General features: G+C 74.7%; 23 protein-coding genes. 9 read left to right on the top strand and 14 right to left on the bottom strand.

Annotation, left to right across the window (positions count from 1 at the left end; all coding sequences use genetic code 11):
• Positions 1-34: 34 nt before the first annotated feature.
• Both AAG589_RS15150 and tmk read right to left on the bottom strand, forming a co-directional pair.
• Positions 35-1,186 carry a DNA polymerase III subunit delta' gene (locus tag AAG589_RS15150; RefSeq protein WP_430568108.1) on the bottom strand — a complete coding sequence of 384 codons (1,152 nt, stop codon included), beginning with the start codon at positions 1,184-1,186 and terminating at the stop codon, positions 35-37.
• The gene (tmk, locus tag AAG589_RS15155) at positions 1,183-1,905 is read right to left on the bottom strand and encodes a dTMP kinase (protein ID WP_430568109.1); all 723 of its coding nucleotides are present in this window, start codon (positions 1,903-1,905) and stop codon (positions 1,183-1,185) included. The genes AAG589_RS15150 and tmk overlap by 4 nt, the downstream gene beginning before the upstream one ends.
• 101 nt (positions 1,906-2,006) lie before the next feature.
• Here tmk and AAG589_RS15160 point away from each other — a divergent pair, with 101 nt between their 5' ends.
• Complete coding sequence (locus AAG589_RS15160) at positions 2,007-2,405, top strand: pyridoxamine 5'-phosphate oxidase family protein (RefSeq protein ID WP_430568110.1); 399 nt, start codon at positions 2,007-2,009, stop codon at positions 2,403-2,405.
• Positions 2,406-2,412: 7 nt separating this feature from the next.
• Here AAG589_RS15160 and AAG589_RS15165 read toward each other — a convergent pair whose 3' ends face one another.
• Positions 2,413-3,474: a Gfo/Idh/MocA family protein gene (locus AAG589_RS15165; RefSeq protein ID WP_430568111.1), complete on the bottom strand. Its 1,062-nt coding sequence runs from the start codon at positions 3,472-3,474 to the stop codon at positions 2,413-2,415.
• Between the two features lie 46 nt (positions 3,475-3,520).
• Complete coding sequence (locus tag AAG589_RS15170; protein WP_430568112.1) at positions 3,521-3,979, bottom strand: MarR family winged helix-turn-helix transcriptional regulator; 459 nt, start codon at positions 3,977-3,979, stop codon at positions 3,521-3,523.
• Positions 3,980-4,052: 73 nt separating this feature from the next.
• Here AAG589_RS15170 and AAG589_RS15175 point away from each other — a divergent pair, with 73 nt between their 5' ends.
• Positions 4,053-4,259: a hypothetical protein gene (locus tag AAG589_RS15175; protein WP_430568113.1), complete on the top strand. Its 207-nt coding sequence runs from the start codon at positions 4,053-4,055 to the stop codon at positions 4,257-4,259.
• 24 nt (positions 4,260-4,283) lie between these two features.
• Here the strand turns inward: AAG589_RS15175 and topA are convergent, their stop codons facing one another.
• The 3 genes from topA to AAG589_RS15190 all read right to left on the bottom strand — a co-directional run bounded on the left by topA (position 4,284) and on the right by AAG589_RS15190 (position 9,627).
• Positions 4,284-7,028 carry a type I DNA topoisomerase gene (topA, locus tag AAG589_RS15180; protein ID WP_430568114.1) on the bottom strand — a complete coding sequence of 915 codons (2,745 nt, stop codon included), beginning with the start codon at positions 7,026-7,028 and terminating at the stop codon, positions 4,284-4,286.
• Between the two features lie 134 nt (positions 7,029-7,162).
• Entirely contained in the window at positions 7,163-8,146 is a 984-nt protein-coding gene (locus tag AAG589_RS15185) for a phosphatase PAP2 family protein (RefSeq protein ID WP_430568115.1), read from the bottom strand.
• 320 nt (positions 8,147-8,466) lie between these two features.
• Entirely contained in the window at positions 8,467-9,627 is a 1,161-nt protein-coding gene (locus AAG589_RS15190) for a S1 family peptidase (RefSeq protein ID WP_430568116.1), read from the bottom strand.
• A 128-nt stretch (positions 9,628-9,755) separates the two neighbouring features.
• On the opposite strand from AAG589_RS15190, the gene AAG589_RS15195 reads away from it, so the two are divergent.
• Positions 9,756-11,180 (top strand): TrkH family potassium uptake protein, encoded by a 1,425-nt coding sequence (locus tag AAG589_RS15195; protein WP_430568117.1) that lies wholly within the window; start codon positions 9,756-9,758, stop codon positions 11,178-11,180.
• Between the two features lie 57 nt (positions 11,181-11,237).
• Here AAG589_RS15195 and AAG589_RS15200 read toward each other — a convergent pair whose 3' ends face one another.
• The 4 genes from AAG589_RS15200 to AAG589_RS15215 form a co-directional block, all read right to left on the bottom strand.
• Positions 11,238-11,771, bottom strand: coding sequence for a hypothetical protein (locus AAG589_RS15200; protein ID WP_430568118.1), 534 nt, complete (start codon positions 11,769-11,771; stop codon positions 11,238-11,240).
• Between the two features lie 187 nt (positions 11,772-11,958).
• Positions 11,959-13,581, bottom strand: coding sequence for a DUF7059 domain-containing protein (locus AAG589_RS15205; RefSeq protein ID WP_430568119.1), 1,623 nt, complete (start codon positions 13,579-13,581; stop codon positions 11,959-11,961).
• On the bottom strand, positions 13,578-14,207 hold the full coding sequence (locus AAG589_RS15210; RefSeq protein WP_430568120.1) for a hypothetical protein: 630 nt from the start codon (positions 14,205-14,207) through the stop codon (positions 13,578-13,580). Before AAG589_RS15210 ends, AAG589_RS15205 begins: the two co-directional genes overlap by 4 nt.
• A 43-nt stretch (positions 14,208-14,250) precedes the next feature.
• Entirely contained in the window at positions 14,251-14,826 is a 576-nt protein-coding gene (locus AAG589_RS15215) for a hypothetical protein (protein WP_430568121.1), read from the bottom strand.
• Between the two features lie 99 nt (positions 14,827-14,925).
• On the opposite strand from AAG589_RS15215, the gene AAG589_RS15220 reads away from it, so the two are divergent.
• Positions 14,926-15,468: a DinB family protein gene (locus AAG589_RS15220; protein WP_430568122.1), complete on the top strand. Its 543-nt coding sequence runs from the start codon at positions 14,926-14,928 to the stop codon at positions 15,466-15,468.
• Positions 15,469-15,511: 43 nt separating this feature from the next.
• Positions 15,512-16,384: a hypothetical protein gene (locus AAG589_RS15225; protein WP_430568123.1), complete on the top strand. Its 873-nt coding sequence runs from the start codon at positions 15,512-15,514 to the stop codon at positions 16,382-16,384.
• A 58-nt stretch (positions 16,385-16,442) separates the two neighbouring features.
• On the opposite strand, the gene AAG589_RS15230 is transcribed toward AAG589_RS15225, so the two are convergent.
• Positions 16,443-19,103 carry a M14 family zinc carboxypeptidase gene (locus AAG589_RS15230; RefSeq protein WP_430568124.1) on the bottom strand — a complete coding sequence of 887 codons (2,661 nt, stop codon included), beginning with the start codon at positions 19,101-19,103 and terminating at the stop codon, positions 16,443-16,445.
• Positions 19,104-19,249: 146 nt separating this feature from the next.
• Entirely contained in the window at positions 19,250-19,627 is a 378-nt protein-coding gene (locus AAG589_RS15235; protein ID WP_430568125.1) for an MmcQ/YjbR family DNA-binding protein, read from the bottom strand.
• 81 nt (positions 19,628-19,708) lie between these two features.
• On the opposite strand from AAG589_RS15235, the gene AAG589_RS15240 reads away from it, so the two are divergent.
• Positions 19,709-20,287: a DinB family protein gene (locus AAG589_RS15240; RefSeq protein ID WP_430568126.1), complete on the top strand. Its 579-nt coding sequence runs from the start codon at positions 19,709-19,711 to the stop codon at positions 20,285-20,287.
• A 165-nt stretch (positions 20,288-20,452) separates the two neighbouring features.
• Here AAG589_RS15240 and AAG589_RS15245 read toward each other — a convergent pair whose 3' ends face one another.
• Positions 20,453-22,741 (bottom strand): sodium-translocating pyrophosphatase, encoded by a 2,289-nt coding sequence (locus AAG589_RS15245; protein ID WP_430568127.1) that lies wholly within the window; start codon positions 22,739-22,741, stop codon positions 20,453-20,455.
• A 202-nt stretch (positions 22,742-22,943) separates the two neighbouring features.
• Between AAG589_RS15245 and AAG589_RS15250 the strand changes: the two genes are divergently transcribed.
• The 3 genes from AAG589_RS15250 to AAG589_RS15260 all read left to right on the top strand — a co-directional run bounded on the left by AAG589_RS15250 (position 22,944) and on the right by AAG589_RS15260 (position 26,369).
• Positions 22,944-23,570, top strand: coding sequence for a sigma-70 family RNA polymerase sigma factor (locus AAG589_RS15250; RefSeq protein WP_430568128.1), 627 nt, complete (start codon positions 22,944-22,946; stop codon positions 23,568-23,570).
• Positions 23,567-24,997 carry a hypothetical protein gene (locus AAG589_RS15255; protein ID WP_430568129.1) on the top strand — a complete coding sequence of 477 codons (1,431 nt, stop codon included), beginning with the start codon at positions 23,567-23,569 and terminating at the stop codon, positions 24,995-24,997. The genes AAG589_RS15250 and AAG589_RS15255 overlap by 4 nt, the downstream gene beginning before the upstream one ends.
• A gap of 64 nt (positions 24,998-25,061) precedes the next feature.
• On the top strand, positions 25,062-26,369 hold the full coding sequence (locus tag AAG589_RS15260; protein WP_430568130.1) for a M18 family aminopeptidase: 1,308 nt from the start codon (positions 25,062-25,064) through the stop codon (positions 26,367-26,369).
• Positions 26,370-26,404 lie beyond the last annotated feature (35 nt).

Consider the following 26,404-nt stretch of genomic DNA (forward strand, 5'->3'; position numbering starts at 1 on the left):
GCTGGTGATACGTCGCGCTGGTCGAGACGGGCGCTCAGCCCTGCGGGCGCAGCGCCACCGTCATCGCCTCGAGCGCCAGCAGCGGCGCCACGTTGCCCTCGAGCCGCTCGCGCGCGACCCCGATCGCGTCCATCCGGCGGATCGTCTGCTCGGGCGTCGAGTCCGCCGCCAACGCGCGCACGGCGCCGTCGTGCTCGGCGTTCACGAGGTCGACGGCCGCGCCGAGCTGCACCACGAGCACGTCCCGGTACAGGGACAGCAGGTCCACCATCGAGCGGTCCAGGACGTCGCGCTGGCGGCGGGTGGCCCGCCGCTTCTGGTCGTCCTCGAGCTGCTTGAGCTGCGAGCGCAGCCGCGGCGGCAGCGTGTCGCCCTCCTGCACGCCGAGGGCGCGCATCAGCTCGGCCTTCTCGACGGCGTCGCGCTCCGCCGTGGCCGCCACGGCCTCGGCCTTCGCGACGTCCACCAGCTCCCCGGCCGCGAGCACGGCGTCGCCGACGCCGCGGATGCGGCGGGCGATCTCGAGCACGGCGTCCCGGCGCTCCCGGGCGTCGGCGTCCCGGGCCAGCCGGCGCGCCAGGCCCACGTGCGACTGGGCGGCGCGCGCCGCGGTGAGCGCCACCGCAGGGTCGATGCCGTCACGGCGCACGAGCAGGTCCGCCACGTCCTGGGCCGGCGGCACGCGCAGCACGACGCCGCGGCAGCGGGACCGGATCGTGGGCAGCACGTCCTGCGCGCTCGGGGCGCACAGCACCCAGACCGTGTGCGGCGGCGGCTCCTCGATCGCCTTGAGCAGCACGTTGGTGGTGCGCTCGGCCATCCGGTCGGCGTCCTCGACGACGATCACGCGGTAGCGGCCCGACGACGGCGTCCGGGACGCCGTCATGATGAGGTCGCGCACCTCGTCGATGGTGATGACGACCTTGTCCGTCGCCACGACCGTGAGGTCCGGGTGTGTCCCGGCGAGCGTCGTCGTGCAGGCGCGACACCGCCCGCACCCGCCAGTCTCACCGTCCGACCCGGTGCACTGCAGCGCCGCCGCGAAGGCTCGGGCCGCCACCGACCGGCCCGAGCCGGGCGGCCCGGTGAGCAGCCACGCGTGCGTCATCGCGGCAGGGTCGGTCGCCGCGCGACGCAGCACGGCGACGGCGTCCGGCTGCCCGACGACGTCGTCCCAGACGCTCACTCGCGCCCCTCCTCGTCCGCCGGTCGAGCGAGACGCCACCGGGTTTCGACAGGCTCAACCAGCGAGGAGACGTCGACGGGATCGACCAGCGCGGGCGTGAGGTCCAGGCGGGCGGCGACGTCCACGCGCACCTGTGCCTGCACGTCGTCGAGCGGCGCGGACGCGTCGACCACGACCCACCGCTCCGGGTCGGCCGCGGCCCGGCGCAGGAACGTCTCGCGCGTGCGCCGGTGGAACTCGTCGCCCGCCCGCTCCAGCCGGTCCGGCTCCCCCGACAGGCGGGCGGCGCCCACGACCGGGTCCAGGTCGAGCAGGACGGTGACGTCGGGCAGCAGGTCGCGGGTGGCCCACAGCGACAGCGCCTCGACCTCCTCCTCGGACAGCTCCCGCCCGCCGGCCTGGTACGCCACCGAGGAGTCGAGGTACCGGTCGGTCAGGACGACCGCGCCGCGCTCGATCGCCGGCCGCACGACCGTCGCGACGTGGTGGGCGCGGTCGGCGGCGTAGAGGAGCGCCTCGCTGCGGGCGTCCATGTCGTCGCCGTGCATGACCAGGCGCCGCAGCTCGAGGCCCAGCGGCGTGCCGCCCGGCTCCCGCGTCACGACGACCTCGCGGCCGGTGACCTCGTGCAGCCAGTCGCCCAGCAGCCGCACGTGCGTGGTCTTGCCGACGCCGTCGCCGCCCTCGAAGGAGACGAAGTACCCGGGTGCGCTGCTCACTCCGGACACCCTAACGGTGACCGACGACACCGCTCTCCCGCGTAGCGCCGGGCACCGGCCGGGGAGACGATGGCAGTGGTTCCCGACGCACTGGAGGCTCGATGTCCACCTCGCCCGTCACCCTGCTCACCGAGGACGACTCCTGGGAGTTCCTCCGCACCCAGTCGGTCGGGCGCCTGGCCACCGCCGTGGGCGGCGAGGCCGAGATCTTCCCGGTGAGCTTCGCCGCCGGCGACGGCGTCGTCTACTTCCGCACCCGCCCCGGCACCAAGCTGGTCGAGCTGACGGTGAACTCCCGCGTCGCCTTCGAGGCCGACGAGTGGGGCGAGGACGTCGCGACGAGCGTCGTGGTCAAGGGCACCGCGCGCATCCTCGAGACGGACGCCGAGCTCGCCGCCGCCCGCGGCACGGGACTCGTGAGCTTCCAGAACGACGACAAGAACGTCTGGGTGAGCATCACGCCCACGGAGGTCAGCGGCCGCCGGATCGCGCGCGGCTGACCCGCCCTCACTCCCCCGGGTACACGACGCCCGTCTGCCGGCGCACCTCGTCGAGGGTGTCCATGACCTCGAGCGTGCCGTCCCACGACATGCGCGGGCTCTCGGTGCCCCCCGCGGCGACCCGGCGCGCCACCTCGGCCGCCTGGTACTGCTTGCCCTCGCCGCGGAAGCCGTCGTACGCCCAGGTGGCGCCGTCGTGCCGCTCGACGGTGAACGACGTCGGCGCGTAGAACGTGCGGGCCACCTCGATGCGGCCCTCGGTGCCCGAGATCACGGCCGTGTTGGCGGTGCGCGCCCACAGCGTGGTGGACAGCGTGGCCTGCACGCCGCCGGGGTAGCCCAGCACCATCCCGATCTGGCCGTCGACGCCCGTCTCGGTGAGCGCACCGACGGCGCTGACCGCCTCGGGCGCACCGAGCAGGTCGTGCGCGAACGAGACCGGGTAGACGCCGAGGTCCAGCAGCGCGCCGCCGGCGAGGCCCGGCGCGTACAGCCGGTGGGCCGGGTCGAAGGGGAACTGCTGGCCGTGGTCGGCGATCATGCCGACGACGCGGCCGATCTCGCCGCGCGCGATCACGCCGCGCAGCGCCGCCACGTGCGGCAGGAACCGCGTCCACATGGCCTCCATGACGAAGACGCCGGCCTCGCGGGCGGCGTCGAGCACCTCGCGCGCCTGCGCGGCGTCCTGCGTGAACGCCTTCTCGACCAGGACGTGCTTGCCGGCGCGGATCGCGAGCAGCGCGTGCTCGTGGTGGTGGCTGTGCGGGGTCGCGACGTACACGACGTCGACCTCCGGGTCCGTGACCAGCGCGTCGTAGTCGCCGTGCGCCCGCGCGCCCGGGGCGTGCGCCGCGGCGAACGCCTCCGCCTTGGCGAGGTCGCGCGAGCCGACCGCGACGACCGACGACGCGGTGTGCTCTCGCACGCCGTCGGAGAACGACCCGGCGATGTTGCCGGCGCCGAGCACGCCCCAGCGCACGGCGGGAGCGGTCCGCGGGTCGGGCACCGTCCCCGCGAGGTCGTCGGTGGTGAGTCCGGGCGCGAACGAGGCGGGTGTGACGTCGGTCATGGGCGACACCGTACCCGGCGGGCCGCACGCCGCGGACGGCGGGGCGTCAGGCCGGGACGCCGCCCGACGCCGCCACCACCCGGTTCGCGACGTCGCGCACCTGCTCGAGCTCGGCCAGGCTCAGCCCGCTGGCGGCGACCACCTTCGCCGGGACCTGCTCCGCCTCGGCCCGCAGGGCCCGGCCGGCGGCGGTGAGGTGCAGCTCGACGACGCGCGCGTCCCCGGCGGCGCGGCGGCGCTCCAGCAGCCCCTGCCGCTCCAGCCGCTTGAGCAGCGGCGACAGCGTGCCCGGGTCGAGCAGGAGCCGGGCGCTCAGCCCGGTGACCGTCGTCGTCGCGCCGGCGCGGTCGTCCTGCCACAGGCCGAGCATCACGAGGTACTGCGGGTGCGTGAGGCCGAGCGGCTCGAGGATCGGCCGGTAGATCGACACCATCGCCCGAGCGGCCGCGGACAGCGAGAAGCAGACCTGCGCCTCGAGGCGCAGCGGGTCGGCGGGCAGGTCCATGCGCCCAGCCTACGAGCGCACATATAGTTGGCGCACCAATGGTTGGCCCACCAAGTTTTTACGAGGGAGTGTCATGGCACGCCGCGAGGACGACGACCGGACCTGGGGCATGAGGGTGACCGAGAGCCTGCTGCGGTTCTTCGGGCCGGCGTCGATCCGCCGCACCCCGCCGATCCCGCCGACCCCCGAGGAGGTGGCCCGCGACGCCGCCCTGCGCCGGTCGCTGCAGCGCGTCACGCGGGCCGACGGCCACGTGTACCTCGTCGAGCGCGAGGACTGACCGCGACGGTGTGGTGAGCGGGCGCTACTTCTTGGCGGTGGACTTCTTCGCCGCGGGCTTCTTCGCAGCCGGCTTGCGCGTCGTGCGCTTCTTCGCCGGCCCGGCCGCCCGCTTCTCCGCCAGCAGCTCGACGGCGCGCTCGGGCGTGATGCTCTCGGGCGTGAGGTCGCGCGGCAGCGTCCGGTTGGTCTCGCCGTCGGTGACGTACGCGCCGAAGCGGCCGTCCTTCACGACGATCGGCTTGCCGCTGGTCGGGTCGTCGCCCAGCTCGCGCAGCGGCGGGGTGGCCGCCCGGGCGCCCCGGCCGCGCTTGGGTTCGGCGTAGATCTTCAGCGCCTCGTCCAGCGTGATCGTGAAGAGCTGCTCCTCCGACGCGAGGGTCCGCGAGTCGGTGCCCTTCTTGAGGTACGGGCCGTAGCGGCCGTTCTGCGCGGTGATCTCGTCGCCCGACTCCGGGTCCGTGCCCACGACGCGCGGCAGCGACAGGATCTTCAGCGCGTCGTCGAGCGTGACGGTCTCGAGCGTCATCGTCTTGAGCAGCGAGCCGGTGCGCGGCTTCGGCTGCGCGGCCTTCGCCTTCTTCTGCGCCGCCGCGGACAGGTTCGGGTCGATCTCCGGCAGGTCCAGGACCTCGGTCACGTAGGGGCCGTAGCGGCCGTTCTTCGCGACGATCTCATGGCCGGACACCGGGTCCGTGCCGAGCACCTTGCCGTCCTCGGCGCCGGCGGCCAGCAGCTCGCGCGCCTTCGCCACGGTGAGCTCGTCGGGGGCGACGTCGTCCGGGATGGAGGCGCGGGGCGGGTTCTGCCCCTCGGCGACCTCGGCGCCCAGGTCCTCGACGTACGGGCCGTACCGGCCGACGCGGACGCGGATGCCCTCGCCGATCTCCACGGAGTTGATCGCGACGGGGTCGATCTCGCCCAGGTTCTCGACGAGCTCGTGCAGGCCCCAGCCGGTGCTCTCGCCCGAGCCGTCGCCGAAGTAGAAGCGCGTCAGCCAGGCCACGCGGTCGCGGCTGCCCGACGCGATCTGGTCGAGGTCCGCCTCCATCTCCGCGGTGAAGTCGTAGTCCACCAGCCAGCGGAAGTGCTCCTCGAGCAGCTTCACGACGGCGAACGCGAGCCACGTGGGGATCAGCGCCTGCCCCTTGGTTCGCACGTAGCCGCGGTCCTGCACGGTGGAGATCGTCGCGGCGTACGTGGAGGGGCGGCCGATGCCGAGCTCCTCGAGCGCCTTGACCAGCGACGCCTCCGTGTAGCGGGCGGGCGGCGTCGTCGAGTGGCCCTCGGCGGTCAGGTCGTCGCCGCGCAGCGGGTCGCCCTCCGCCATGCGCGGCAGGCGCGCGTCCTTCGCGGACGCGTCGGCGCCCTCCGCGACGTCGGTCCCCTCCTCGTACGCGGCGAGGAAGCCGCGGAACGTGATGACGGTGCCGGACGCCGAGAACACGGCCTCGCTGCCGGCGAGCTCGCCCGCGGCGCCGGACAGCGTCGCGGCGAGCCGCACGGACGCCGTCGACCCCTTCGCGTCGGCCATCTGCGACGCCACCGTGCGCTTCCAGATCAGCTCGTAGAGCTTGAACTGGTCGCCGGAGATCTCCCGCGCCACCTGGGCGGGGGTGCGGAACGAGTCGCCCGCGGGGCGGATGGCCTCGTGCGCCTCCTGCGCGCCCTTGTTCTTCGGGGCGTACAGGCGGGGCGCGCCCGGCACGTACTCGGGGCCGTACAGCTCGGCCGCCTGCCGCCGGGCGGCGTCGGTCGCCTCCGCGGACAGCGAGGGCGAGTCCGTGCGCATGTAGGTGATGTAGCCGTTCTCGTACAGCGCCTGGGCCGTGCGCATCGCCTGCCGTGCGCTCATCCGCAGCTTGCGGCCCGCCTCCTGCTGCATCGTCGAGGTGGTGAACGGGGCGGCCGGCTTGCGGGAGTACGGCTTCGTCTCGAGCGAGCGGACGGCGAACCCCGAGTCGGCCAGCCCGGCGACGACGGCGTGCGCGGACGCCTCGTCGAGCTGCACCACACCGGTGCGGACCTTGAGCCGGCCGCGGTCGTCGAAGTCGCGGCCCGCGGCGACGCGGTCCGTCCCGAGGCCCGTGAGGCGGGCGCGGAACGCCTGCCCGGCGTCGTCGCCCGTCGTCGGGGCGAACTGCCCCGTGACGTCCCAGTAGTCGGCGGGGACGAACGCCATCCGCTCGCGCTCGCGCTCCACGACGAGCCGCGTCGCGACGGACTGCACGCGCCCCGCGGACAGGCCCTGGCGCACCTTGCGCCACAGCACGGGCGAGACCTCGTAGCCGTAGAGCCGGTCGAGGATGCGGCGCGTCTCCTGCGCGTCGACCAGGTCCTCGTCGAGCTCGCGGGTGTTCTCCAGCGCGCGGACGATCGCCTCGCGGGTGATCTCGTGGAACACCATCCGCTTGACCGGGACCTTGGGCTTGAGCTCCTGGATGAGGTGCCAGGCGATGGCCTCGCCCTCGCGGTCCTCATCGGTGGCGAGGTAGAGCTCGTCGGCCTCCTTGAGGGCCTTCTTCAGCTCGCGGACCTTCTGCTTCTTGTCCGCGTGCACCTCGTAGTAGGGGTCGAACCCGTTGTCGACGTCGACGGCGAACTTGCCGTACGGCCCCTTCTTCATGTCCGCCGGCAGGTCCCGCGGCTGCGGGAGGTCCCGGATGTGCCCGACGCTCGCCTCGACCTCGAAGTCGTCGCCGAGGTAGCCCTGGATCTTGCGAGCCTTGGTGGGCGACTCGACGATCACGAGCTTGCGTGGCTGGGGCATCCGTTCCTGCTTTCCCTGGTGCTGCGGCGGTGCGGGCGGCGTGCTGGTGCGGCGGTGATGGTGGCCGGCCGACCGGTCATGTCACGGTACGACATCTGCTCGTCACTTCCCCGACACGGCCGCCGGGCGGCACTCTACCGAGACGTGAGGCGGGGCTGCGCGGTGAGCTGACGCAGCACGAGCAGGACGGCGAACGCCGCCCCGGTCGCCGCGAGCGCCGCCAGGGCGCCCGCCGCGTACGCGGTGAGGTCGGGCGACAGGGGGACCCTGCCGCCGTTCGTGACCAGGCCCACGGCCGTGGCGACCGACACCCCGGCGGCGACCACCGAGGCGAGGAGGAGCAGCCCGGCGACGACGTACGACCCGGGCGCCGCGTACGACCCGCCCGGGCGGCGCAGCTCGTCCGTCGAGGACGCCGGCGTGAGGGCGCACACGACCGCGCCCCACGCCAGGACGACGAGCACCGCGGCGACGACGTCCGACGGCCGGTGCCACTGGCCCACGAGCGTCGAGACGCCGGTGGCCCCCGTGTAGGCGGCACCGAGGATCGCGACGACCGGGCGCCAGGCCCGCGGCGTGACGAGCAGCAGCGCCACCGACACCGAGGCCGCGACGGTGGTGTGGCCGCTGGGCAGGGTGTTGGGGCCGGTCCACCCCGCCAGCAGCTCGGGCCGGTCGAGGACGCCGTGCTTGAGCACCTGGGTGGTCACGTTCGCGCCGCCCACGAGCACCGCGACCTGCAGGGCCAGCACCCAGCGGCGTCGCACCAGGGCGACGAGCATCGCCACCCCCACGCCCGCGACGACGAACGCCACGGACACGACGTCGAGCACCGGCTCCGCGACCCGCCACAGGCGGCCCTGGCCGTGCGTCGCGCCGAGGAACGCGAGCTCGTCGACCCGCTGGCCGGCGGTCGTGCCGACGAAGAACCGCCAGGTGAGCCACACCCCGAGCACGGCCAGCACGGCCACGACCGCGGCCGCGACGCGCGGGGCGGTCCGCGCCTGCGGGACGGGCTGCGGCCCGCGCCACGCACCGACCGGCAGGATGGGCGCGCCGACTCCCGCCGTCCCCCGCGATGGGGTCGGCGGCGTCTGGGGGCGCGTCTCGGTGAGCACGGGATCACGCTACCGACTCGGTGTGACGGAAACGTACGCGCGGCGTGGGGACCTGTCAGCCTCCTGTGACCGACCGCGAGGTAGTCCGAGAGCCCGCGAGGTAGTCCGAGAGCACGCGAGGTAGTCGAGATCTCCGCGAGGTAGTCAGAGGGGCCGCGAGGTAGTTCGCAGATCGGGCGAGATGGCGCGCCACGCGGCCGATGAGAACTACCTCGCGGCCTTTTCGAACTACCTCGCGAGGATCCGAACTACCTCACGGTGTTCTGAACTACCTCGCGGAGATCTCGACTACCTCGCGGGGTGGTGAACTACCTCGCGAGTCAGCCGGTCACCAGGGTGAGGTCGTAGGCGTCGAGGATCTCGCCCACCGGCTGGAAGTACGTCGTGCCGCCGGAGGTGCAGTCGCCGGACCCGCCGGACGTCACGCCCTGCGCCTGGTCGCCCGCCAGCAGCGAGCCGCCGGAGTCGCCCGGCTCGGCGCAGACGTCGGTGCGGATCAGCCCGTCGACGGTGCCCTCGGCGTAGGACACCGAGACGTCGAGCGCCTCGACGGTGCCGCAGTGCCAGCCCGAGGTGGATCCGGAGCGGCACACCTGGGCGCCCACCGGCGCGGGCTCCGCGCCCGCGACCGCGACCTGGCCGCCGGCCCAGTCGTTGACGGCGCCCACCGGTGTGCTGCCGAGGCCCACCTGGACGTAGCCGTAGTCGTCGCCCGGGAAGCTCGACCCGGCGAACGTCCCCGCGGGCTGCGACGTCGTGTCGCCCGCGGAGCCGCAGTGCCCCGCGGTGACGAACCCGTCCGTGACGGCGAAGCCGACGGAGCAGCGCGCGGCGTCGTTGATGAAGTACGGGTTGCCGCCGACGACGTCGTCGAGCACCCGCGGCCGCTCGGCGGTCGTGCTCACGGTGACGGCGCCGCTCGGCACCCCCGCCGCGGCCAGCGCGCCGTCGACGTCGGCCCGGGCGCCCGCGCCCGCCAGCGTCTCGACCACGAGCGTGTTGTCCTGCACGTCCACGTGCCAGCCGGTCACACCGCCCGCGACGGGCACCGCACCGTCGCCCAGGTCGGCGGCCCAGCCCTCGAGCTGGTCCAGCGAGTACCGGGCCTCGACGGCGTCCACAGCGTGGCCGTCGACGGCGCCGGCGGCATCGGCGACGTCGTCGACACCGCCCGTCGTGGCCACGTGCAGCCGGTCGCGCTCGGGGTCGAGCCAGGCTCCGGCGAACTCGTCACCGAGCTTCTCCCGCAGCCGCTCCTGCGCGGCCGCGACGTCGTCCTGGAAGTCGAGGCGTTCCACGGCGCGCGCCGTCGACACGCCGAGGTCGTCCGTCATGGCCTGCAGGAGCCCGGCCGGATATCGGTCCGCGCCCGCGACGTCGTCGTCGGGGCTCGGACCGGCGGCCTGGGCCGTCGCCGCGGTCGCCGCGAGCGTGAGCCCGGCGGCCGTGGCGGCCATCGTCCTGAAGGTCGTGCGTCTCATCGGAGCTGTCCTTCCGTCAGGGACCGGACGGTTGCCCGGCGCACCTCACGCTACGGGCGCGACCAGCCCACGGCCAGAGCGCGTCCAGGTGGGGCCGTGCGCCGGGCGTGGTGCCACACTGACCCTTCGTGCACCTGATCCCGTGGCTGCGCCCGCACCGGCCGCCCACGACCTCCGCCGCCTCGCCCGCGAGCCTGCGCCGTCGCCCGGCCCAGCTCGTCACGCTGGCGTTCCTCGCGACGATCGCCGCGGGCACGGCCCTGCTCAGCCTGCCCGTCAGCGCCGAGGGCCGGAGCGCGAGCTTCGTCGAGGCCCTGTTCACGGCCACGTCCGCGACCTGCGTGACCGGGCTCGCCGTCGTGGACACCGAGACGTTCTGGACGCCGTTCGGGCAGGTCGTGATCCTGCTGCTCATCCAGGTGGGCGGGTTCGGCGTCATGACGCTCGCGTCGCTGCTCGGCCTGCTGCTCACCCGCCGCCTCGGGCTGAGCACGCGCCTGGTGGCGACCGAGTCGACCCGGTCCGTCGGGATGGGCGACGTGCGGCGCGTGCTGCTGGGGGTGCTGCGGTTCACCGTCGTCACCGAGCTGGTGGTGGCCGCGCTGCTGACGGCCCGCTTCGCCGCCGCCTACGACGAGCCGCTCGCGCACGCCGTCTGGTCGGGCGTGTTCCACGCCGTGTCCGCGTTCAACAACGCGGGGTTCTCGATCTACAGCCAGAACCTCGTGCCCTTCGTCGCCGACCCGTGGGTGTGCCTGCCGATCTGCGCGGCGATCGTCATCGGCGGCCTCGGCTTCCCCGTGCTGCTCGAGCTGTGGCGCCTGCACCGCACCCGGCGCACCGAGAAGGGCCCGACCGACCTGCTCCGGCTGTCGCGCTGGAGCGTGCACACCCGCCTCACCCTGCTGATGACGGCGGTGCTGCTGGTGGTCGGCACGCTGTTCTTCCTCGCGGCCGAGTGGGGCAACCCCGGCACGTTCGGCCCGCTCGACCCGCCGGCGAAGGTGCTGGCCGCGTTCACGCAGTCGGTCATGCCGCGCACCGCCGGCTTCAACTCCGTCGACCTGTCCCAGGCCAACAACGGCACGTGGTTCTTCACGGACATGCTCATGTTCGTGGGCGCCGGCTCCGGCGGCACCGCCGGCGGCATCAAGGTGACGACGTTCGCCGTCCTCGCCGTCGCCATCTGGTCCGAGCTGCGCGGCGACCCCGACGCCACGCTCTGGGACCGGCGGCTGGCGCCGGGCACCCAGCGGCAGGCGCTCACCGTGGCGCTCGTCGGCGTGGCCGCCGTGGTGGTGCCCACGCTCGCGATCACCCTCTCGACCGGCCGGTTCACCCTCGACCAGGTGCTGTACGAGGTGATCTCCGCGTTCAGCACCACGGGCCTGTCCACGGGCATCACCGCGGACATGCAGGCGTGGCACCAGCTCGTGCTCGTGGCCCTGATGTTCCTCGGGCGCCTCGGCCCGATCACGCTGGGCACCGGGCTCGCGATGCGCGACCGGCAGCGCCGGTACAGGCGCCCGGAGGCGGCCGTCGTCATCGGCTGACGACGCACGACGGGGCCCCGCCGAGCACGCTCGGCGGGGCCCCGTCAGGATCGAAGGTCAGCAGTTCGTCCCGGCGTAGGTGCCCACGGCCTGCGCGGCCTCCTGGAACTCGGAGCCGGTCATCGCGGACATGGCGTCCTGCAGCTTGGTCATCGACTCGGCGTCCGTGGGGTTCTCGGCCGCGGCGGCGATGCCGTCCGACGCGGTGCGGAACGACGTCGTGAGCGTCCCCCAGTCGTCGGCGATCTCGGCGGGCGGCTCGCTGACGCCCTCGAGCGTGGTGGTGAGCTCCTCGAGCTTGTCGACCGTGGGCTGCAGGTCGGACGGGTCGACGTCGCTCATCGCGGACGACGCCTCGGTGAGGGACTGGACGGCGCCGCAGACGTCACCGCCGGCCGCCTCGTCGGCGGGAGCCTCCTCCTCGGCGGCGGTGCTCTCCTCGGGCGCCTGCTCCTCGGCGGCGGTCGTCGTGCCCTCGCCGGAGGAGTCGGACCCCGAGTCGCCCGAGCCGCTGCACGCGGCCAGGCCGAGGGTGAGCAGGGCGCCGGCGGCAAGGGCGGTGGCACGGGTCATGGTCAGTCGGTTGCGCATGGTGACCATGGTCGCCGACCGCGTCCGTTCGCGCGCCCCGGCGCGACGGGGAGATCTCCCCATGTGGCACAGCCCACGTCCGGCCGGCTCCCAGGAGAGGTACCGGGCGGGGCGGGGTCCCGACGGGCTCAACCACCGGGTCCGGTGATCGAGCCTGTCGAGATCCCGGATCCGGGTCTCGACGGGCTCAACCCTCGAGGGGGCGGAGGAAGCCGTCGCGCACCAGGCCACGGACGGCGGGCAGCAGCTCGGCCCGCAGGTCGTCGGCCGGCACGTCGAGCAGCGCGCCGAGCGCGCCGACGATCTGCCCCACCGCGAGCTCGCCGTCGCACACCCCGACGAACGCCGCCAACCCGGTCGACGCGTGCACGCCGCGGCCCAGCCCGTCGCCCTGCCGGACCACGACGACGTTCGGGTCGGCCTGCCCGGGCGTGTGGAACCGCTCCTCGGTGACGTCGTCGGCCACCACGAGGTGCTCCCGCTCGAGCGCCGCGTCGTCGCGCGACGCGAGCCAGTCGTGCGCCGCCAATGACGCCGCGACGTGCGCGCCGAGCGGCTGGTGCACCGACCCGGTGTGCTCCTCCAGGCGCCGGAGCGTGGGGCGCGCGCCGTCCGCCGGCCGCCGGAGCGTGACGATGCCGAAGCCGACGGCCTCGACGTCGCGCGAGGCGAAGTCGTCGAGCCACGCCCCGTAGGCGGCGGCCCACGCGCCGGGCTCGCGCTCCGGCGTCGTGCCGCCGTCGCGGATCCAGGTCTCGGCGTACTCGGCCGGGTCGAGCACCTCACGCTGGATCACCCAGCCGTCGAGGCCGGCCGCGTCGAGCCACGCGCCCACGCGCTCGTCCCACGGCTCGCCGCGCCGGTGCTCCCAGTTGCCCAGCAGCTGCGCGACGCCGCCCGGCGCGAGCACGTCGGCGACGTCGCGCACCAGGTCGCGGACGAGGTCGTCGCCGGAGCGGCCGCCGTCGCGGTACTCGTAGTCGCCCAGCGCCTCCGCCACCGCGGCTCCCGCGGCCCCGGCGTGCGGGGTGATGACGAACGGCGGGTTGGAGACCACGAGGTCGAAGCTCTCCCCCGCCACCGGCTCGAGCATCGAGCCCTGCCGCAGCTCGACCTCGGCCGCCGGGGTGTTGAGGGCGACGTTGAACCGGGCGAAGCCCAGCGCGCGCCGGGAGAGGTCGGTCGCCACGACGTGGCGGGAGTGCCGGGCGGCGTGCAGGGCCTGGATGCCGCAGCCCGTGCCGAGGTCCAGCACGCGGCCCACCGGCGTGCGGGCCGTGACCTGCGCCAGCGTGGTGGAGGCGCCGCCGGCGCCCAGCACGTGGTCGGTCGCGAGCCGGCCGCCCGTGGCCAGCTCGGCCAGGTCGCTCGCCAGCCACCACGACGCCTCGCCGCCCGCGTCCACGGCGGCGTACGGGCGCAGGTCGACGACGGCACGCACCGCGTCGTCGGCGGCCTCGCCGGCGGCAGCCACGAGGCCGAGGCGGACGGCACCGGCGGTGCCGAGGCCGGGCAGCGCGCGGTCCAGGGCTCCGCGCGGCACGTCGTCGCCGAGCAGGAAGAGGCTCGCGAGCGCCGCGCGCGGCTCGTGCGCAGCGGCGACGCGCGCGAGGGCGCGGCGCGCGGGCACCGTCTGCTCGCGGTGCAGCGCCGCCGACGCCACGTCGCCCAGCAGCTCGCCGACGCCGTCCACCGTGTAGCCCGCCGCGGCCAGTCCGGTCCGCAGGGCCTCGACGAGGGCCGCCGCCTCGTCCCGCGCGCCGGGGACGGGGGTCGAGGCGGGCGTCGGCGCGGAGCCGGCCGTCGTCATCGGCCCGCGCACTCGGTCGACAGGAACGACGTGATGTCCTTGGCCGCCGCCGTCGCGGCCGCCGTGTCGTCGGCGGTGATCGCGTCCGCCATCGCGGAGCTCACCGCGTTCGCGTCGTCCTCGTCGACGCCCTCGAACGCCGTCGCCACGCTGCCCAGGTAGTCCGCCATCGCGCCCCAGGGCTTCGCCACGTCGGCGGGCGGCTCCGCCTCCGTCATCGCGTCGTCGGCGGTGCGGAAGCTCTGCACCAGGGCGCGCGGGTGCTCGGGGCTGAGGTCGACGAGTGCCCGGTTCGTGGTGGACCAGGCCTGCTGCAGGCCGGCGCACGTCTCGTGGTCGAGACCGGAGTCGTCCTTGCTCTCGTCCTTGCCGGCGTCGCCGTCGTCCTTCGCGGCGTCGCTCGGGTCGGGCGACGCCGCGGAGTCCGACCCCGAGTCCTTCGACCGGCTCGGCTCCCCCTCGACCCCCATCGAGAGGTCGCCCGGGATCGACACCGCCGGCGCGGGCTCCGCGACCGGCTCGTCGGCGCTGCCCGACGACCCGCACCCGGCCAGCGCGCCCCCCGTCAGGAGCGTCCCCACGACGACGACCGAGAGGTGGCGGGGCAGGAGGCGGGCGCGACGCATCCCCCTATGGTGCGTCACCGCCCCCGCGCGCGGAAATCACCGGTCAGCTGGCGGGCGCGTCGTCCTGCGGGTCGCGGTCGGCGTCCGCGGCGCCGCAGCCGTCCTTGAGGAAGGTCGTGACCCGGTTCGACGCCGCCGTCATCGCCTCGGTGTCCAGGGCGGCCAGCGCCCCGGCGACGGCGGCGGCCACGTCGTCCTCGTCGGCCTGCTCGATCCGGTCGGCGACCGTGCCGACGTAGGTCGCGACGGTCTGCCAGTCGTCACGGACCGCAGCAGGCGGCACGGCGTCGGCGAGCGCGTCCCGTGCGCCGAGGAAGCCGCGGCGCAGGGTCGCCGGGTCGTCGGCCGTCATCTCGACCTGCAGCGCCGCCGACCTCGACCACGCCGCCTGGACCACCGGGCACTCGTCGGGCGGGCCCGTCAGGTCGACCACGGCGGCCGGAGCGCCGCGGTCCGACACGACGCCGGAGGCGAAGCCGGCACCGAGCCCCGCGAGCAGTGCAAGCGCCCCCGCGGCGGCGAGGGAGACGGGGCGGCGCCACGGCCCCGGAACCGGTCGCCTCAGGCGACCGAAGGGGCCGCGGGACGGGCCCGCGGCGCGTCTCCTGCTGGCCCTCATGCTGCCGAAGGCTACCGGGAGAGCCCGGCGCGCCGGAACGTCGTCGCAGGTGGGAGGGGGTCGCTTGACCCGTGGCGGGCGTTCGGCCAGATTACGCGCGTGACCACTACCACGCCCGGCCTCTGGGTGCATCCCGAGAACGACCCACGAGCGACGGGAATCGATCCGGTCGGCGAGAAGGAGACCCTCTGGGAATACCTGTGCCGCTACCGCATGACGCTGGTCATGAAGTGCGAAGGCCTGGACGCCTCGCAGCTCGCACGCCGCTCCGTGCCGCCGTCGACGCTGTCGCTGCTCGGGCTGGTGCGGCACCTCGCGAACGTCGAGCACCACTGGTTCCGCCGCGTGCTGCAGGGCCGCGACGAGCGTGGCCCCTTCGAGCTGCCCGGCTACCCCGACGTCGACTTCGACGGCGCCCTGCCCGACGCGACCTGCGTCGACGAGGCCTGGGACGCCTGGCACCGCGCCGTCGAGGACGCCGACGACTGCTTCGCCGGTGAGGACATGGGCCGCGAGGTGCCCTACGACGGCGGCACCGTCGAGGCGCGCGACGTCCTGCTGCACGTGCTCGAGGAGTACGCCCGGCACATGGGGCACGTCGACCTGCTGCGCGAGTGCATCGACGGGCGCACCGGGCTGTAGCGCCGGGCTGTCGCGACCTCGAGGGCCGCGTAGCGTGCCAGCCATGGCAGGTGTGCGGAGCTTCCTCAGTGGCGTGCTGGTCGCGCTGGCCGTCCTCGCGGCGGTGGTCACCATGCCGGCGCGGTACGTCGAGGGCACGGTGCTCGACACCGACGCGTACGTCGCCGCGACCGCGCCGCTGGCGCACGAGATCACGACGCAGGACGCCGTCGCCGAGGCGCTGACCGACGCGGTCACGGGGCAGATCGACTCGGGGGTGCTCGCCGGGGCGCTGAAGCCCGTGGTCGGCGAGGTCGCGGACGTGTTCGTGCGGTCCGACGCGTTCCCGCCCGCGTGGGAGGAGGCCGGCCGGCAGGGGCACGCCTCCGCGGTCGCCGTGCTCCGCGACGACAGCGACGTCGTCGAGGCGGCGGACGGCGTCGTGACGCTGCCGCTGGACCCGTTCCTGGAGGCTGTCGGGCAGGCGCTGCGCAACCGCGGCCTCCCCGTCCCGGAGGGCTTCGCGACCACGGGCGCCGACGTCGTCCTGTACGCGTCGGACGACCTGTCGACGGCGCAGTCGGCGGTCGCGGCGCTGGACCGGTGGACGCCGTGGGCCCTGCCCGCCACCGTGCTCCTCGCCGTCCTGGCCGCGCTCGTCGCGCGACCGGGGCGGCGCCTGCGCACCGTGGCCGTCACGGGCGCGCTGGTCGCCGTGGCGATGCTGCTCCTGCTCGTGCTGCTGCCCGAGGCCGTGCACGCGGGCTTCGCCGGGCTCGACGTCGGCGAGTCGGGGCGGCAGGTGCTCGACGACACGGTCGACGCGCTGCTGGTGCCGCTGCGCACCCAGCTGTGGTGGGCGTTCGGCGTCGCCGCGGCGGTGGGGGTCGGAGCGGCGGTCGCGGGCGGGGTGGTGCGGCGCGGCCGCGCGTCCTGATCCTGCGGTCCGGCCCCGCCCTGCCGCCCGGGGCGTCGGCCCGGGCGGCAGGTGCGGGTCAGTCGCCGGAGGTCGCCCAGAAGAGGGCCTGCGCGGCCTGGCCCAGGCCGCCCTTCGGGTGGGTGCGGAAGAACACCGACGTGCCGAACACGACGGCCCGCGCCCCCGAGTCCGCCTCGCCCGAGACCACGGCCGCCTGACCTGCCGCCGCGCCGGGGCCGTCCGACCCCGCGTCCGACGGCGCCCAGTGGCCGGCGAGGAACGGCCGGTCCGCGTCGTAGGACTGCTCGACCGTGGTGCCCTCGCCCAGGTCGGTGAACCAGGTCGCCGGGTAGACGAACGCCTCGTCCTGCGGGTGCGCCGACAGGAACGACGAGCCCGCGGTGTCGACGTCGACGATCCCGTTGCCCGCCCGGTTGCCCGTGACCGCCGTGCCCTCGACGAGCCCGTACGTCTCGGCCACGGCGAACGCGGCCGCGGTGCGGCCCACGACCGAGCCGCCGTCGTCCACCCAGTCCTGCACGGCCTCCCGGCCCGCGCCGCCGGCGGGCAGCGTCAGCGACGACCCGACCCAGAGCACGTCGGCGTCCTCGAGCCCCGTCGTCCCGGTCGCCGCGCCGGCCTCGATGCCGGCCGCGGTGACCCGGACCAGGTCGTCGAAACCGAGCTCGGTCAGGGACAGCAGGTCGTCCTGGGTGCCGGCGTACGCGACCGTGAGGTCGTCGAGCTGCGCCGCCGCGTCGAGCCGGCGCAGCTCCTGCCGGGTCGCCGCCTCGAACGGCACGTCGTGCTCGCGCGCGACCTCCCGGAGGATCCGGCCGTCGGCACGCCCGACGACGGCCCGTCCGTCGTCCAGGAGCCAGACCGGGACGTCCTCGTCGAGCAGCGCGTTGAGGGCGCGGTAGTCCTCGACGCCCGCGACGTCGAAGGCGACGTGCCGCGCCCCGTGCGGCACGCGGGCGTCGGACGGCTCGCCGCGCAGCGGCACGACCTTTCCGACCGGACCGTCCGTGGTCGACCCGACCCGGTCGACCGTCGCGCCCCAGAGGGACGCCAGGCTCCACGCGGAGATGTCGTACATCGACGGCACCTTCGCCGAGATGTCGGTGCCGAGGTCGAGCAGGGCGTTCGCCAGGCCGCGCAACGGCTGGTGCAGGTCCACGACGAACGACCCGCGCGGGTAGGTCGTCCCGCCGACACGGGTGCTGCGCGTCAGCGTGCCCACCTCCACGCCGTGGAACAGCAGCTGGTCCACCAGTGCCTCGGCGTCGGCGGCCGACCGCTGACCGTCTCCGACGGGGATCACGTAGGCGCGCGGCAGGTCGACCGGGTCCTGGTCGTCGACCACGTCCCAGTGCTGCTTCCACTCGTCCGGCCCGGGCACGGCCGCTACGTCGTCGACCGACAGCGCGTCCTTCGGCTCTCCCTCCGCGCCCCGGCGGAACGCCTCGATCTGGTCGGCCAGCATGGCGTCGTCGTGGCCGGCCAGGTAGTCGATCATCGAGGTCATCGTCCGCTTCGCCACCGCCGTGTTGATGGCGGCGTCCTCGGGCGTGGTGGCCGGGCCGGTCCGTCCCTTCGGCAGCTCGACGGTGCTGGTCGTGGCGCCGTGGAACGCCGCGTACTGGGCGGTGAAGATCGGCGGGTAGTCGTCCCACCCGGACGGCGTGTCGCGGTACGGGATCTTGATGAAGCCGGTGTTCTCGTCGACCGCCTCGTCCGTCGCCGGGTCGTAGTAGGTGTTCCCGGGGATCTGCGCCGCGACCACGTCGTCCTCCACCTGGCGCGCGATCGCGTACCCGTGCGGGATGAACAGGTCGTACTCGTAGTTCTGGCCGTGCGGCGGCCCGCACGGCTCCACCTGCAGCACGTCGGTGTACCCGTGGAAGTCGGCCGCGTAGAGCGGCTGGAGCGCCTGTGCCGTCGCGACGAACGACCGCGACTCCGGCGTCGCCCCGGTGATCATGTCGCGGTTGGCGTCGAGGCTCAGGCTCGTCGCCCGGGTGCCGAGGGTGCGTCCGTCGGGGTTGAGCGTCAGCGAGAAGTAGAGCCGGTGGTCCTCGAGGAGCGCGGCGGTGGCCCGGTCGTCCGCCGTCGCCAGGTACTCGATGACCTGCATCGCCGCGTCGGTGCCCTCCCACTCGTTGCCGTGGATGTTGGCGCTGATCCACAGCGGGGTCTTGTAGCCCGCGGCCAGACGGCGGTCGGACGCCGCGCGCTCCGGGGCGGTGCGGATCTCCTCCCGCCAGCGGGACTGCCGCTCCGTCTCGCGGCGGGACTCCGGCGCCGTCACGGTCACCAGGTACAGGTCGCGACCCGCCGTGGAGCGCCCCACCACCTGGGTCGAGACGCGGTCGCTCGACTCCATCAGCTCCGTCAGCCGCGGGGCGAGCTGGTCGTGGGCGATCGTTCCGTTGAGGTCGGTGGCGTCGTCGTCGGCCGGCGGGAACACGGTCAGGTCGGGCTGGTAGGGGTAGGCGCGCGGCATGTCGATCGCGCCGGTCGTCGTGCCGCCGCCGCTGCCGCCGTGGTGGCCGGGGCCGGAGCGCTGGGCCGTGCGCGCGAGCTCGGCGAACGACGCGGCGCCGGCCGACGCCGCGTCGCGCTCGGGCCCGCGGCCCGGACTGTCGGGGCGGTCGTCCGCCGCCGCCGGGCTGAGGAAGGTGGTCGCTGCGAGAGTCATGGTGCCGAGCACCGCGACGGTGCGTGAGAGCTTCATGGGTCCCCTTCTCGTCGTCGGGCGTGGACGCCGTCGTCCCGCCGGGGACGGCACCCGAGGGGCCGTCCCGCGCCCCCAGCATGGCGCGCCCGGGGCAGCTCGGCACGGCCGGAAACACAGAGTTCACCGGGCCGGCCGCCCGAGAGTCACGACGCCCCGGAGACCTCGTCGAGCCGCGCGACCAGCCGCGCGGGCGCCACCTGCCGGTAGGCGTCCTCGATGATCCCCGCCAGCTCGTCCCCGTCGACGTCGACATCGAGCCGGACGCCGAGCCACCCGCGCGCCCCGACGTACGGCGGGCGGAAGAACCGCTGCGGCTCCCGCTCGACCTGCTCCTCGAGGACTCCCGGCGCGGCCGCGCACCAGACGGCCAGCGGGCCGCCGTGGTGGTGGTCGGAGTACATGACGAACGACCGCCGCACGAACCAGGTGGGCTCGCCGTGGCTCAGCCGCTCGGTGGCCTCGGGCAGCGCGAGGCACAGCGCGCGCACGCGCTCCAGCGGGTCGACGTCGTCGTCGGGCACGTCGTGAGGCTAGCCCACGCCCGCGTGACCCACCGCAAATCACCTTGTGCTCGCACCGCGCGTGGGGGTCGGATGGCCGTCATGACAGACCCCGTTGCCACGTCCGAGGTGCGCCGGTTCCCCGACCTGTGGGTGGACCCCGAGGACGACCCCCGCGAGCAGTGGGCCGACCCGGTGGGCGAGCTGCAGACCCACTGGTCCTACCTGCGCTCCTACCGCGCCACGATCGAGATGAAGTGCGAGGGGCTGGACGCCGAGCAGCTCGCGCGCCGCTCCGTGCCGCCGTCGACCCTCTCCCTGCTGGGGCTGGTGCGGCACCTCGCGAAGGTGGAGCACTCGTGGTTCCGCCGCGTGCTGCAGGGGCGGATGGACCTGCCGAAGCTCTACGTCGCCGACGGCGGCCCGGACTGGGACTTCGACGGCGCGGTCGCCGACCCGGACGTCGTCGCGGAGGCGTGGGCCGCCTGGCGGCGCGAGACCGCGGCGGCGGACGCCTGGCTCGCCGGCCAGACCGACGACGACATGGCCCGCGACGTCGCGTTCGACGACACCAGCTCGACCGTGCGGGACATCCTTGAGCACCTGGTCGAGGAGTACGCCCGCCACGCCGGGCACGCCGACCTGCTGCGCGAGTGCATCGACGGCCGCACCGGCCAGTAGCCCGCCCCCGCGAGGTAGTTCGAAACCCGGCGAGGTAGTTCAGATTCCCGCGAGGTAGTTCGGAACTACCTCGCGGGGTTCTGAACTACTTCGCCGGGTTTCGAACTACCTCGCGGGAATCTGAACTACCTCGGGGATCCCGGAACTACCTCGGCGGGTCGGGAACTACGTCGCGGGGACGCTCGCCGTCTCGTCGGCCTGCTCGCGGTCCACGCGGGCGGCGCGCAGGCGGGACATGACGACCGCGCCGAAGGCGACCGCCGCGGCGACGAGCGAGATGACGATGCGCAGCGCCTGGTTCGCGTCGGCCGGCACGCTCAGCATCACGACGGCGGGCGCGATGAGCACCGACACCAGGTTCATCACCTTGATGAGCGGGTTGATCGCGGGGCCGGCGGTGTCCTTGAACGGGTCGCCGACGGTGTCGCCGATGACGGTGGCGGCGTGCGCCTCGGAGCCCTTGCCGCCGAACGCGCCGTCCTCGACGATCTTCTTCGCGTTGTCCCACGCGCCGCCGGAGTTGGCGAGGAAGACGGCCATGAGGACGCCGGCGCCGATCGCCCCGCCGAGGAACCCGGCGAGCGGCCCGACCCCGAGCCCGAACCCGACCGCGATGGGCGCGAACGCCGCCAGCAGGCCGGGGGTCGCGAGCTCGCGCAGCGAGTCGCGGGTGCAGATGTCGACGACGCGGCCGTACTCGGGCCGCTCCTCGTAGGTCATGATCCCGGGGTGCTCGCGGAACTGGCGGCGCACCTCGAAGACGATCGCGCCGGCGGCGCGCGTCACGGCGTCGATGGCGAGGCCGGAGAAGAGGAACACGGTCGCCGCGCCGAGGATCACGCCCACGAGCGTCACGGGCGACACGATCTCGAAGCTGAGCATGGCCGGGACGAGCCCGGCGCCCCGCTCGGCGACGTCGGCCAGCGCGGTCGACACGGCGTCGGCGTACGACCCGAACAGGGCTGTCGCGGCGAGCACCGCCGTCGCGATCGCGATGCCCTTCGTGATGGCCTTGGTCGTGTTGCCCACCGCGTCGAGGTCGGTGAGGATCTGCGCGGCCTCGTCGTCGACGTCGCCGGACATCTCGGCGATGCCCTGCGCGTTGTCGCTCACGGGCCCGAAGGTGTCCATCGCGACGATGACGCCGACCGTGGTGAGCAGGCCGCAGCCCGCGAGCGCCACGAGGAACAGCGAGAGCCACAGCGAGCCGCCGGCGAGCAGGAAGACGCCGCAGATCGCCGCGGCGATCACGCCCGCGGTGTAGACGGCGGATTCGAAGCCGACCCCGATACCGGACAGCACCACGGTGGCCGCGCCGGTGCGCGACGTCGCCGCGACGTGCAGCGTCGGCTTCGACGTCGTGCCCGTGAAGTAGCCGGTGATCCACAGGATCACGCCCGCGAGGACGACGCCGATGACGACGGCCAGCGAGGCGACGACGCGCGGGTCGGCGGTGACGTCGCCGAGCTCGGCGGTGCCGCCCAGCTCGGAGAACGACGACGGCAGGTAGACGAAGGCGGCGACGGCGGCCAGCAGCGCCCCGACGACGGCGGACAGGTAGAAGCCGCGGTTGATGGCCTTGAGCCCGTTCTCGCTGCCCCGCACCCGGGTGACGAGCACGCCCAGCAGCGCGACGAACGCGCCCACGGCGGTGACGATCAGCGGGAAGACGAGGCCCTGCTCCCCCATCACGGCCTTACCGAGGATGAGCGCGGCGACGAGGGTCACCGCGTACGACTCGAAGAGGTCGGCGGCCATGCCGGCGCAGTCGCCGACGTTGTCGCCCACGTTGTCGGCGATGGTGGCGGCGTTGCGCGGGTCGTCCTCGGGGATGCCCTGCTCCACCTTGCCGACGAGGTCCGCGCCGACGTCGGCAGCCTTGGTGAAGATGCCGCCGCCGACGCGCATGAACATCGCCAGCAGCGCGGCGCCGAAGCCGAAGCCCTCCAGCACGGCGGGCGCGTCGGTTCGATAGACGAGCACGACGAGCGCCGCGCCCAGCAGGCCCAGCCCCACCACCGACATGCCCACGACGCCGCCGGTGCGGAACGCGATCCGCGCGCCCTCGGCGCGCCCGTCGGCACGCGTCGCCGCGGCCGCCACGCGCACGTTCGCCCGCACGGCGAGCCACATGCCCAGGTAGCCGATGGCGGCGGAGAACGCGGCGCCCACCAGGAACGCGATCGACCGCCCCACCCGGACCCCGCCGTCTCCCGGCAGCAGGAACAGCAGCGCGAACACCACGACGGCGAAGAGCGCAAGCGTGCGGAACTGGCGGTTGAGGTACGCCGAGGCCCCCTCCTGCACGGCCCGCCCGATCTCCTGCATGCCGGGCGTGCCGTCGGGGGCGGCGAGCACCTGCCGCCGCAGGGTGGCCGCACACACGAGCGCGGCCAGCCCGATGACGGCGATGACCGCGACGATCGTGATGCTGCTGGAACCGAACGTGAGCATCCGTCCTCCTTGACGTGCTTCCTCGACCCGGCGGGGACGGCGTTGACCGTCCGGCGGTAAGGTCCCGCCGTCGCCGTTGACGGCGGGATGCGGGGAGTCTACCCACATGTGACGGCCGTCACGAACCGCCGTGGGAACCGGGCCCCAACGTTTCCCGCCCCCCGACCGTCCCAGGGGGTGAGGACGGCACGGGAGGGGACCCATGAGTCGCTGGGAGGACGAGCTCGCCGAGCTCGCACGGGTGCGAGGGCGCGCCCTGGTCGGGTACGCCTACGTGCTCTGCGGGGACCAGCGGCTCGCGGAGGACCTGGTGCAGGACGCGCTGGTCAAGGTGTTCGCGCGGCTGCGCCGTGCGCCGTCGAGCGACGTCCCCGACGGGGCGGGCGTGCACCCGCTGGACGGGGGCGGCACCAGCGAGGCGTACGTGCGGCGCGCGGTCCTCACCCTCTTCCTCGACGAGCACCGGCGGCGCAAGCGGTGGCAGGCCGCGCGCCCGCTCGTGGCGACCGACGACCGGGTCCGCGGCGCGGCGTCCGGCGCGACGGCGCGGGCGGACGTCGCCGCCGCGCTCGGGCGCCTGGCCCCGCGGGAGCGGGCGTGCGTCGTCCTGCGCTACTTCGAGGACCTCACCGTGCCCCAGGTGGCCGGCGCGCTCGGCCTCGCCCAGGGCACGGTCAAGCGCTACCTCGCCGACGCGACGGCGACGCTGCGCGACGTGCTGCGCGTCCCCGACGACGGCGCCGCGCGCGCCACCGGAACGGCGGCCGGCACGACCACGAGCACCACCGCGAGCACGAGCACCACGGCGGGACGGAGGGCCGGACGATGAGCACGAACCACGCGCGGGACGACTGGGCGGACGCCCGCACCGACGAGGCGCTGCGCCGCGAGCTGGACGCGCTGGCCGGCCTGGGGGCGACCGCGTCGGCCCTCGACGACGCGCTGGGGTCCGTCCGACGCCGGGTCCGGCGCCGGCGCACGGCCAAGCAGGCCGGCATCGGCGCCACGACGCTCGCCGTCGCCGCCGGGCTGGTGCTGGGCGGCGCCGCGCTGCTGCCCGACACGCCGCAGCCCGCGCCCGGGCCCGCGACCAGCCCGACGCCGTCGCCGTCCGGCACCGAGACCTCTGCGGACAGCGCGCGCGCCGCCGACCTGGTCCGTCCGGGCTACCAGCCGGGCTGGCTCGAGGGCACCGGGCTGACGTGCGGCATGCCGGCGGGCGACGTGCCGACCACCCGCGCGCAGGGCTACAAGATCGTCGTCACAGGGAACGACCCGCACCTGGGCGGCCCCGCCACGGACGAGCCGGCGACCCTTCGCCTGCCGACCTGGACCACCGTGGACGAGACGCCGCCCGACGACGGCGTGCTCGTCGGCCCCACCCTGCTGTGGGCGCAGGACGGTCAGGTGGTCGACCTCGGCATCGACATGACCGAGGATTCCGTCGACATCCACCCCGGGACGTTCGAGCGGACGGCGGAGGACTCCACCCTCACCACGTGCGCGCCGGACGGCGAGACCGAGGGCACGACCGCGTACGGCGCCTCGCTGCCCGACGGCGAGTACCAGGTCACGCCCTACGACGTCGTGTGGTCGGACGACTTCCGGGAGTCCGTGGTCGTCGCCGGCCCCTGGCTCTCCGTCCGGGTGGACGCGGAGGGCGCGACGCTCGTCGCCCCCGGGGGCGACGCGGGGGTCGAGCCGTCGTCCGGCGAGGGCGGCTGCTCGGCCGCCGGCCTCGACCTGCCGACCCCGGACCTCACGTACCTCCCCGCGACCGTGCAGGCGACGGCGACGGCGATGCTGGACGCCGCGCTCGCGTGCGACGACGAGCGGCTGATCGAGCTCGCCGACTCCGAGCGGCACCCGGCGAACTGGGGCAACCGCACGGCGCGCGAGCTCCTCGAGCTCCCCGCCGCCGAGAAGGACGAGGACGTCTACGCCATCCTCGCCCGCCTGCTCTCCGGCACCCGCGCCTGCACCTCGGAGGGGACGATCAGCACCGGCGACGGGCGCCTGGTGCCCCAGTCGCTGACGTACTGGCCCGCCGTCACCCGGGACGCGTCCTGCTCCACCTACGACAGCGACTGGGAGGCTGTGGTGGACGCCGGGGCCGTCACCGCCGAGGAGGCCGAGCGGATGCGCCCCGCCGACTCGGAGGGGTACACCGGCTGGCGGCTCGTGATCGACGGGTCCGACGGCTCGTGGGACCAGCTCGTCACCGGCTCGTGGGACGACATCACGGCCGGCGGCTGACACCCGGCACCCGCTCGACGTCGCGCCCGGGACCGGCCCGGTCGGGCGTGGGAAGATGACGGTCATGCCCGACGTCGTCCCCGCAGCAGCCCGCGCCCACACCGAGGACCTGGGAGCCTTCGTCTCCGCCTCGCCGTCGTCGTACCACGCCGCGCAGGAGGTGGCCCGGCGCGCGGAGGCGGCCGGATACGTGCGGCTGGACGAGACGGCCGCGTGGGACGTCGCACCCGGCGGGCGCTACGTCGTCGTGCGCGACGGGTCGGTGATCGCGTTCGCGGTGCCGCCGACGGCGGGCGCGACGACGCCGTTCACGATCCTCGGCACGCACACCGACTCCACCGGCTTCAAGCTCAAGCCGAGGCCGACCACCGGCCGCGACGGCTGGGTGCAGGCCGGTGTCGAGGTGTACGGCGGGCCGCTGCTCAACTCGTGGCTGGACCGGGAGGTGGAGCTCGCCGGCCGCCTCGTCACGTCGGACGGCTCGGGCGGCACCGCCGAGCACCTGGTGCGCACCGGCCCGATCGCGCGCATCCCGCAGCTCGCCATTCACCTGGACCGATCGGCCAACGACGGCCTGACGCTCGACAAGCAGCGGCACACCCAGCCCGTCGTCGGGCTCGGCGACGTGGCGCAGGCCGACGTGCTGGCGGAACTCGCCGCGGCGGCGGGCGAGGGCGTGGACGCCGCGGACGTGCTCGGCTACGACGTGATGCTCGCCGAGACGCAGCCGCCGCGCGCGTTCGGCATCGGCGAGGCGCTGTGGGCGTCGCCGCGGCTGGACAACCAGCTCTCCACGCACGCCGCGATCGCGGCGCTGCTCGCCGTCGAGCCCGAGGACCTCGCCGGGATCGGCGTCGTCGCGGCGTTCGACCACGAGGAGATCGGCTCGGGCTCGCGCTCGGGCGCCGCCGGTCCCTTCCTGGAGGACGTGCTGCGCCGCGTCTCGGCCGGGCTCGGCGCGTCGGAGGACGAGCGGGCCCGGTCGTTCGCGGCCTCGCTGTGCGTCTCGTCCGACGTCGGGCACGCGGTGCACCCGAACTACCCCGAGCGGCACGACCCGGCCAACCACCCGCACGCGGGCGGCGGGCCGATCCTCAAGATCAACGCCAACCAGCGCTACGCCACCGACGCTCACGGCGCGGCCCGCTGGCAGGCCGCGTGCGCCGCGGCCGGCGTGCCGAGCCAGGAGTTCGTCTCGAACAACGTGGTGCCGTGCGGCTCCACCACCGGGCCGATCACGGCGACCCGCCTCGGCATCCGCGTCGTCGACGTCGGCGCCGCGATCCTGTCGATGCACTCCGCGCGCGAGCTCACCGCCGTCGTCGACCCCTGGTACCTGTCCCGCGCGATGCAGGCCGTGCTCGCCGGCTGAGCCTGTCGGAACCCCGTCACCGCTGGTTGAGCCTG

It is taken from the genome of Isoptericola sp. F-RaC21 (genome assembly GCF_038593535.1).
Lineage (GTDB): Bacteria > Actinomycetota > Actinomycetes > Actinomycetales > Cellulomonadaceae > Isoptericola.

Coding starts and splice junctions, on each gene's coding strand:
- AAG589_RS15160 (WP_430568110.1), top strand. CDS start 2,007: ATGTCCACCTCGCCCGTCACCCTGCTCACCGAGGACGACTCCTGGGAG.
- AAG589_RS15165 (WP_430568111.1), bottom strand. CDS start 3,474: ATGACCGACGTCACACCCGCCTCGTTCGCGCCCGGACTCACCACCGAC.
- AAG589_RS15170 (WP_430568112.1), bottom strand. CDS start 3,979: ATGGACCTGCCCGCCGACCCGCTGCGCCTCGAGGCGCAGGTCTGCTTC.
- AAG589_RS15175 (WP_430568113.1), top strand. CDS start 4,053: ATGGCACGCCGCGAGGACGACGACCGGACCTGGGGCATGAGGGTGACC.
- topA (WP_430568114.1), bottom strand. CDS start 7,028: ATGCCCCAGCCACGCAAGCTCGTGATCGTCGAGTCGCCCACCAAGGCT.
- AAG589_RS15190 (WP_430568116.1), bottom strand. CDS start 9,627: ATGAGACGCACGACCTTCAGGACGATGGCCGCCACGGCCGCCGGGCTC.
- AAG589_RS15200 (WP_430568118.1), bottom strand. CDS start 11,771: ATGCGCAACCGACTGACCATGACCCGTGCCACCGCCCTTGCCGCCGGC.
- AAG589_RS15205 (WP_430568119.1), bottom strand. CDS start 13,581: ATGACGACGGCCGGCTCCGCGCCGACGCCCGCCTCGACCCCCGTCCCC.
- AAG589_RS15210 (WP_430568120.1), bottom strand. CDS start 14,207: ATGCGTCGCGCCCGCCTCCTGCCCCGCCACCTCTCGGTCGTCGTCGTG.
- AAG589_RS15215 (WP_430568121.1), bottom strand. CDS start 14,826: ATGAGGGCCAGCAGGAGACGCGCCGCGGGCCCGTCCCGCGGCCCCTTC.
- AAG589_RS15225 (WP_430568123.1), top strand. CDS start 15,512: ATGGCAGGTGTGCGGAGCTTCCTCAGTGGCGTGCTGGTCGCGCTGGCC.
- AAG589_RS15230 (WP_430568124.1), bottom strand. CDS start 19,103: ATGAAGCTCTCACGCACCGTCGCGGTGCTCGGCACCATGACTCTCGCA.
- AAG589_RS15240 (WP_430568126.1), top strand. CDS start 19,709: ATGACAGACCCCGTTGCCACGTCCGAGGTGCGCCGGTTCCCCGACCTG.
- AAG589_RS15245 (WP_430568127.1), bottom strand. CDS start 22,741: ATGCTCACGTTCGGTTCCAGCAGCATCACGATCGTCGCGGTCATCGCC.
- AAG589_RS15250 (WP_430568128.1), top strand. CDS start 22,944: ATGAGTCGCTGGGAGGACGAGCTCGCCGAGCTCGCACGGGTGCGAGGG.
- AAG589_RS15255 (WP_430568129.1), top strand. CDS start 23,567: ATGAGCACGAACCACGCGCGGGACGACTGGGCGGACGCCCGCACCGAC.
- AAG589_RS15260 (WP_430568130.1), top strand. CDS start 25,062: ATGCCCGACGTCGTCCCCGCAGCAGCCCGCGCCCACACCGAGGACCTG.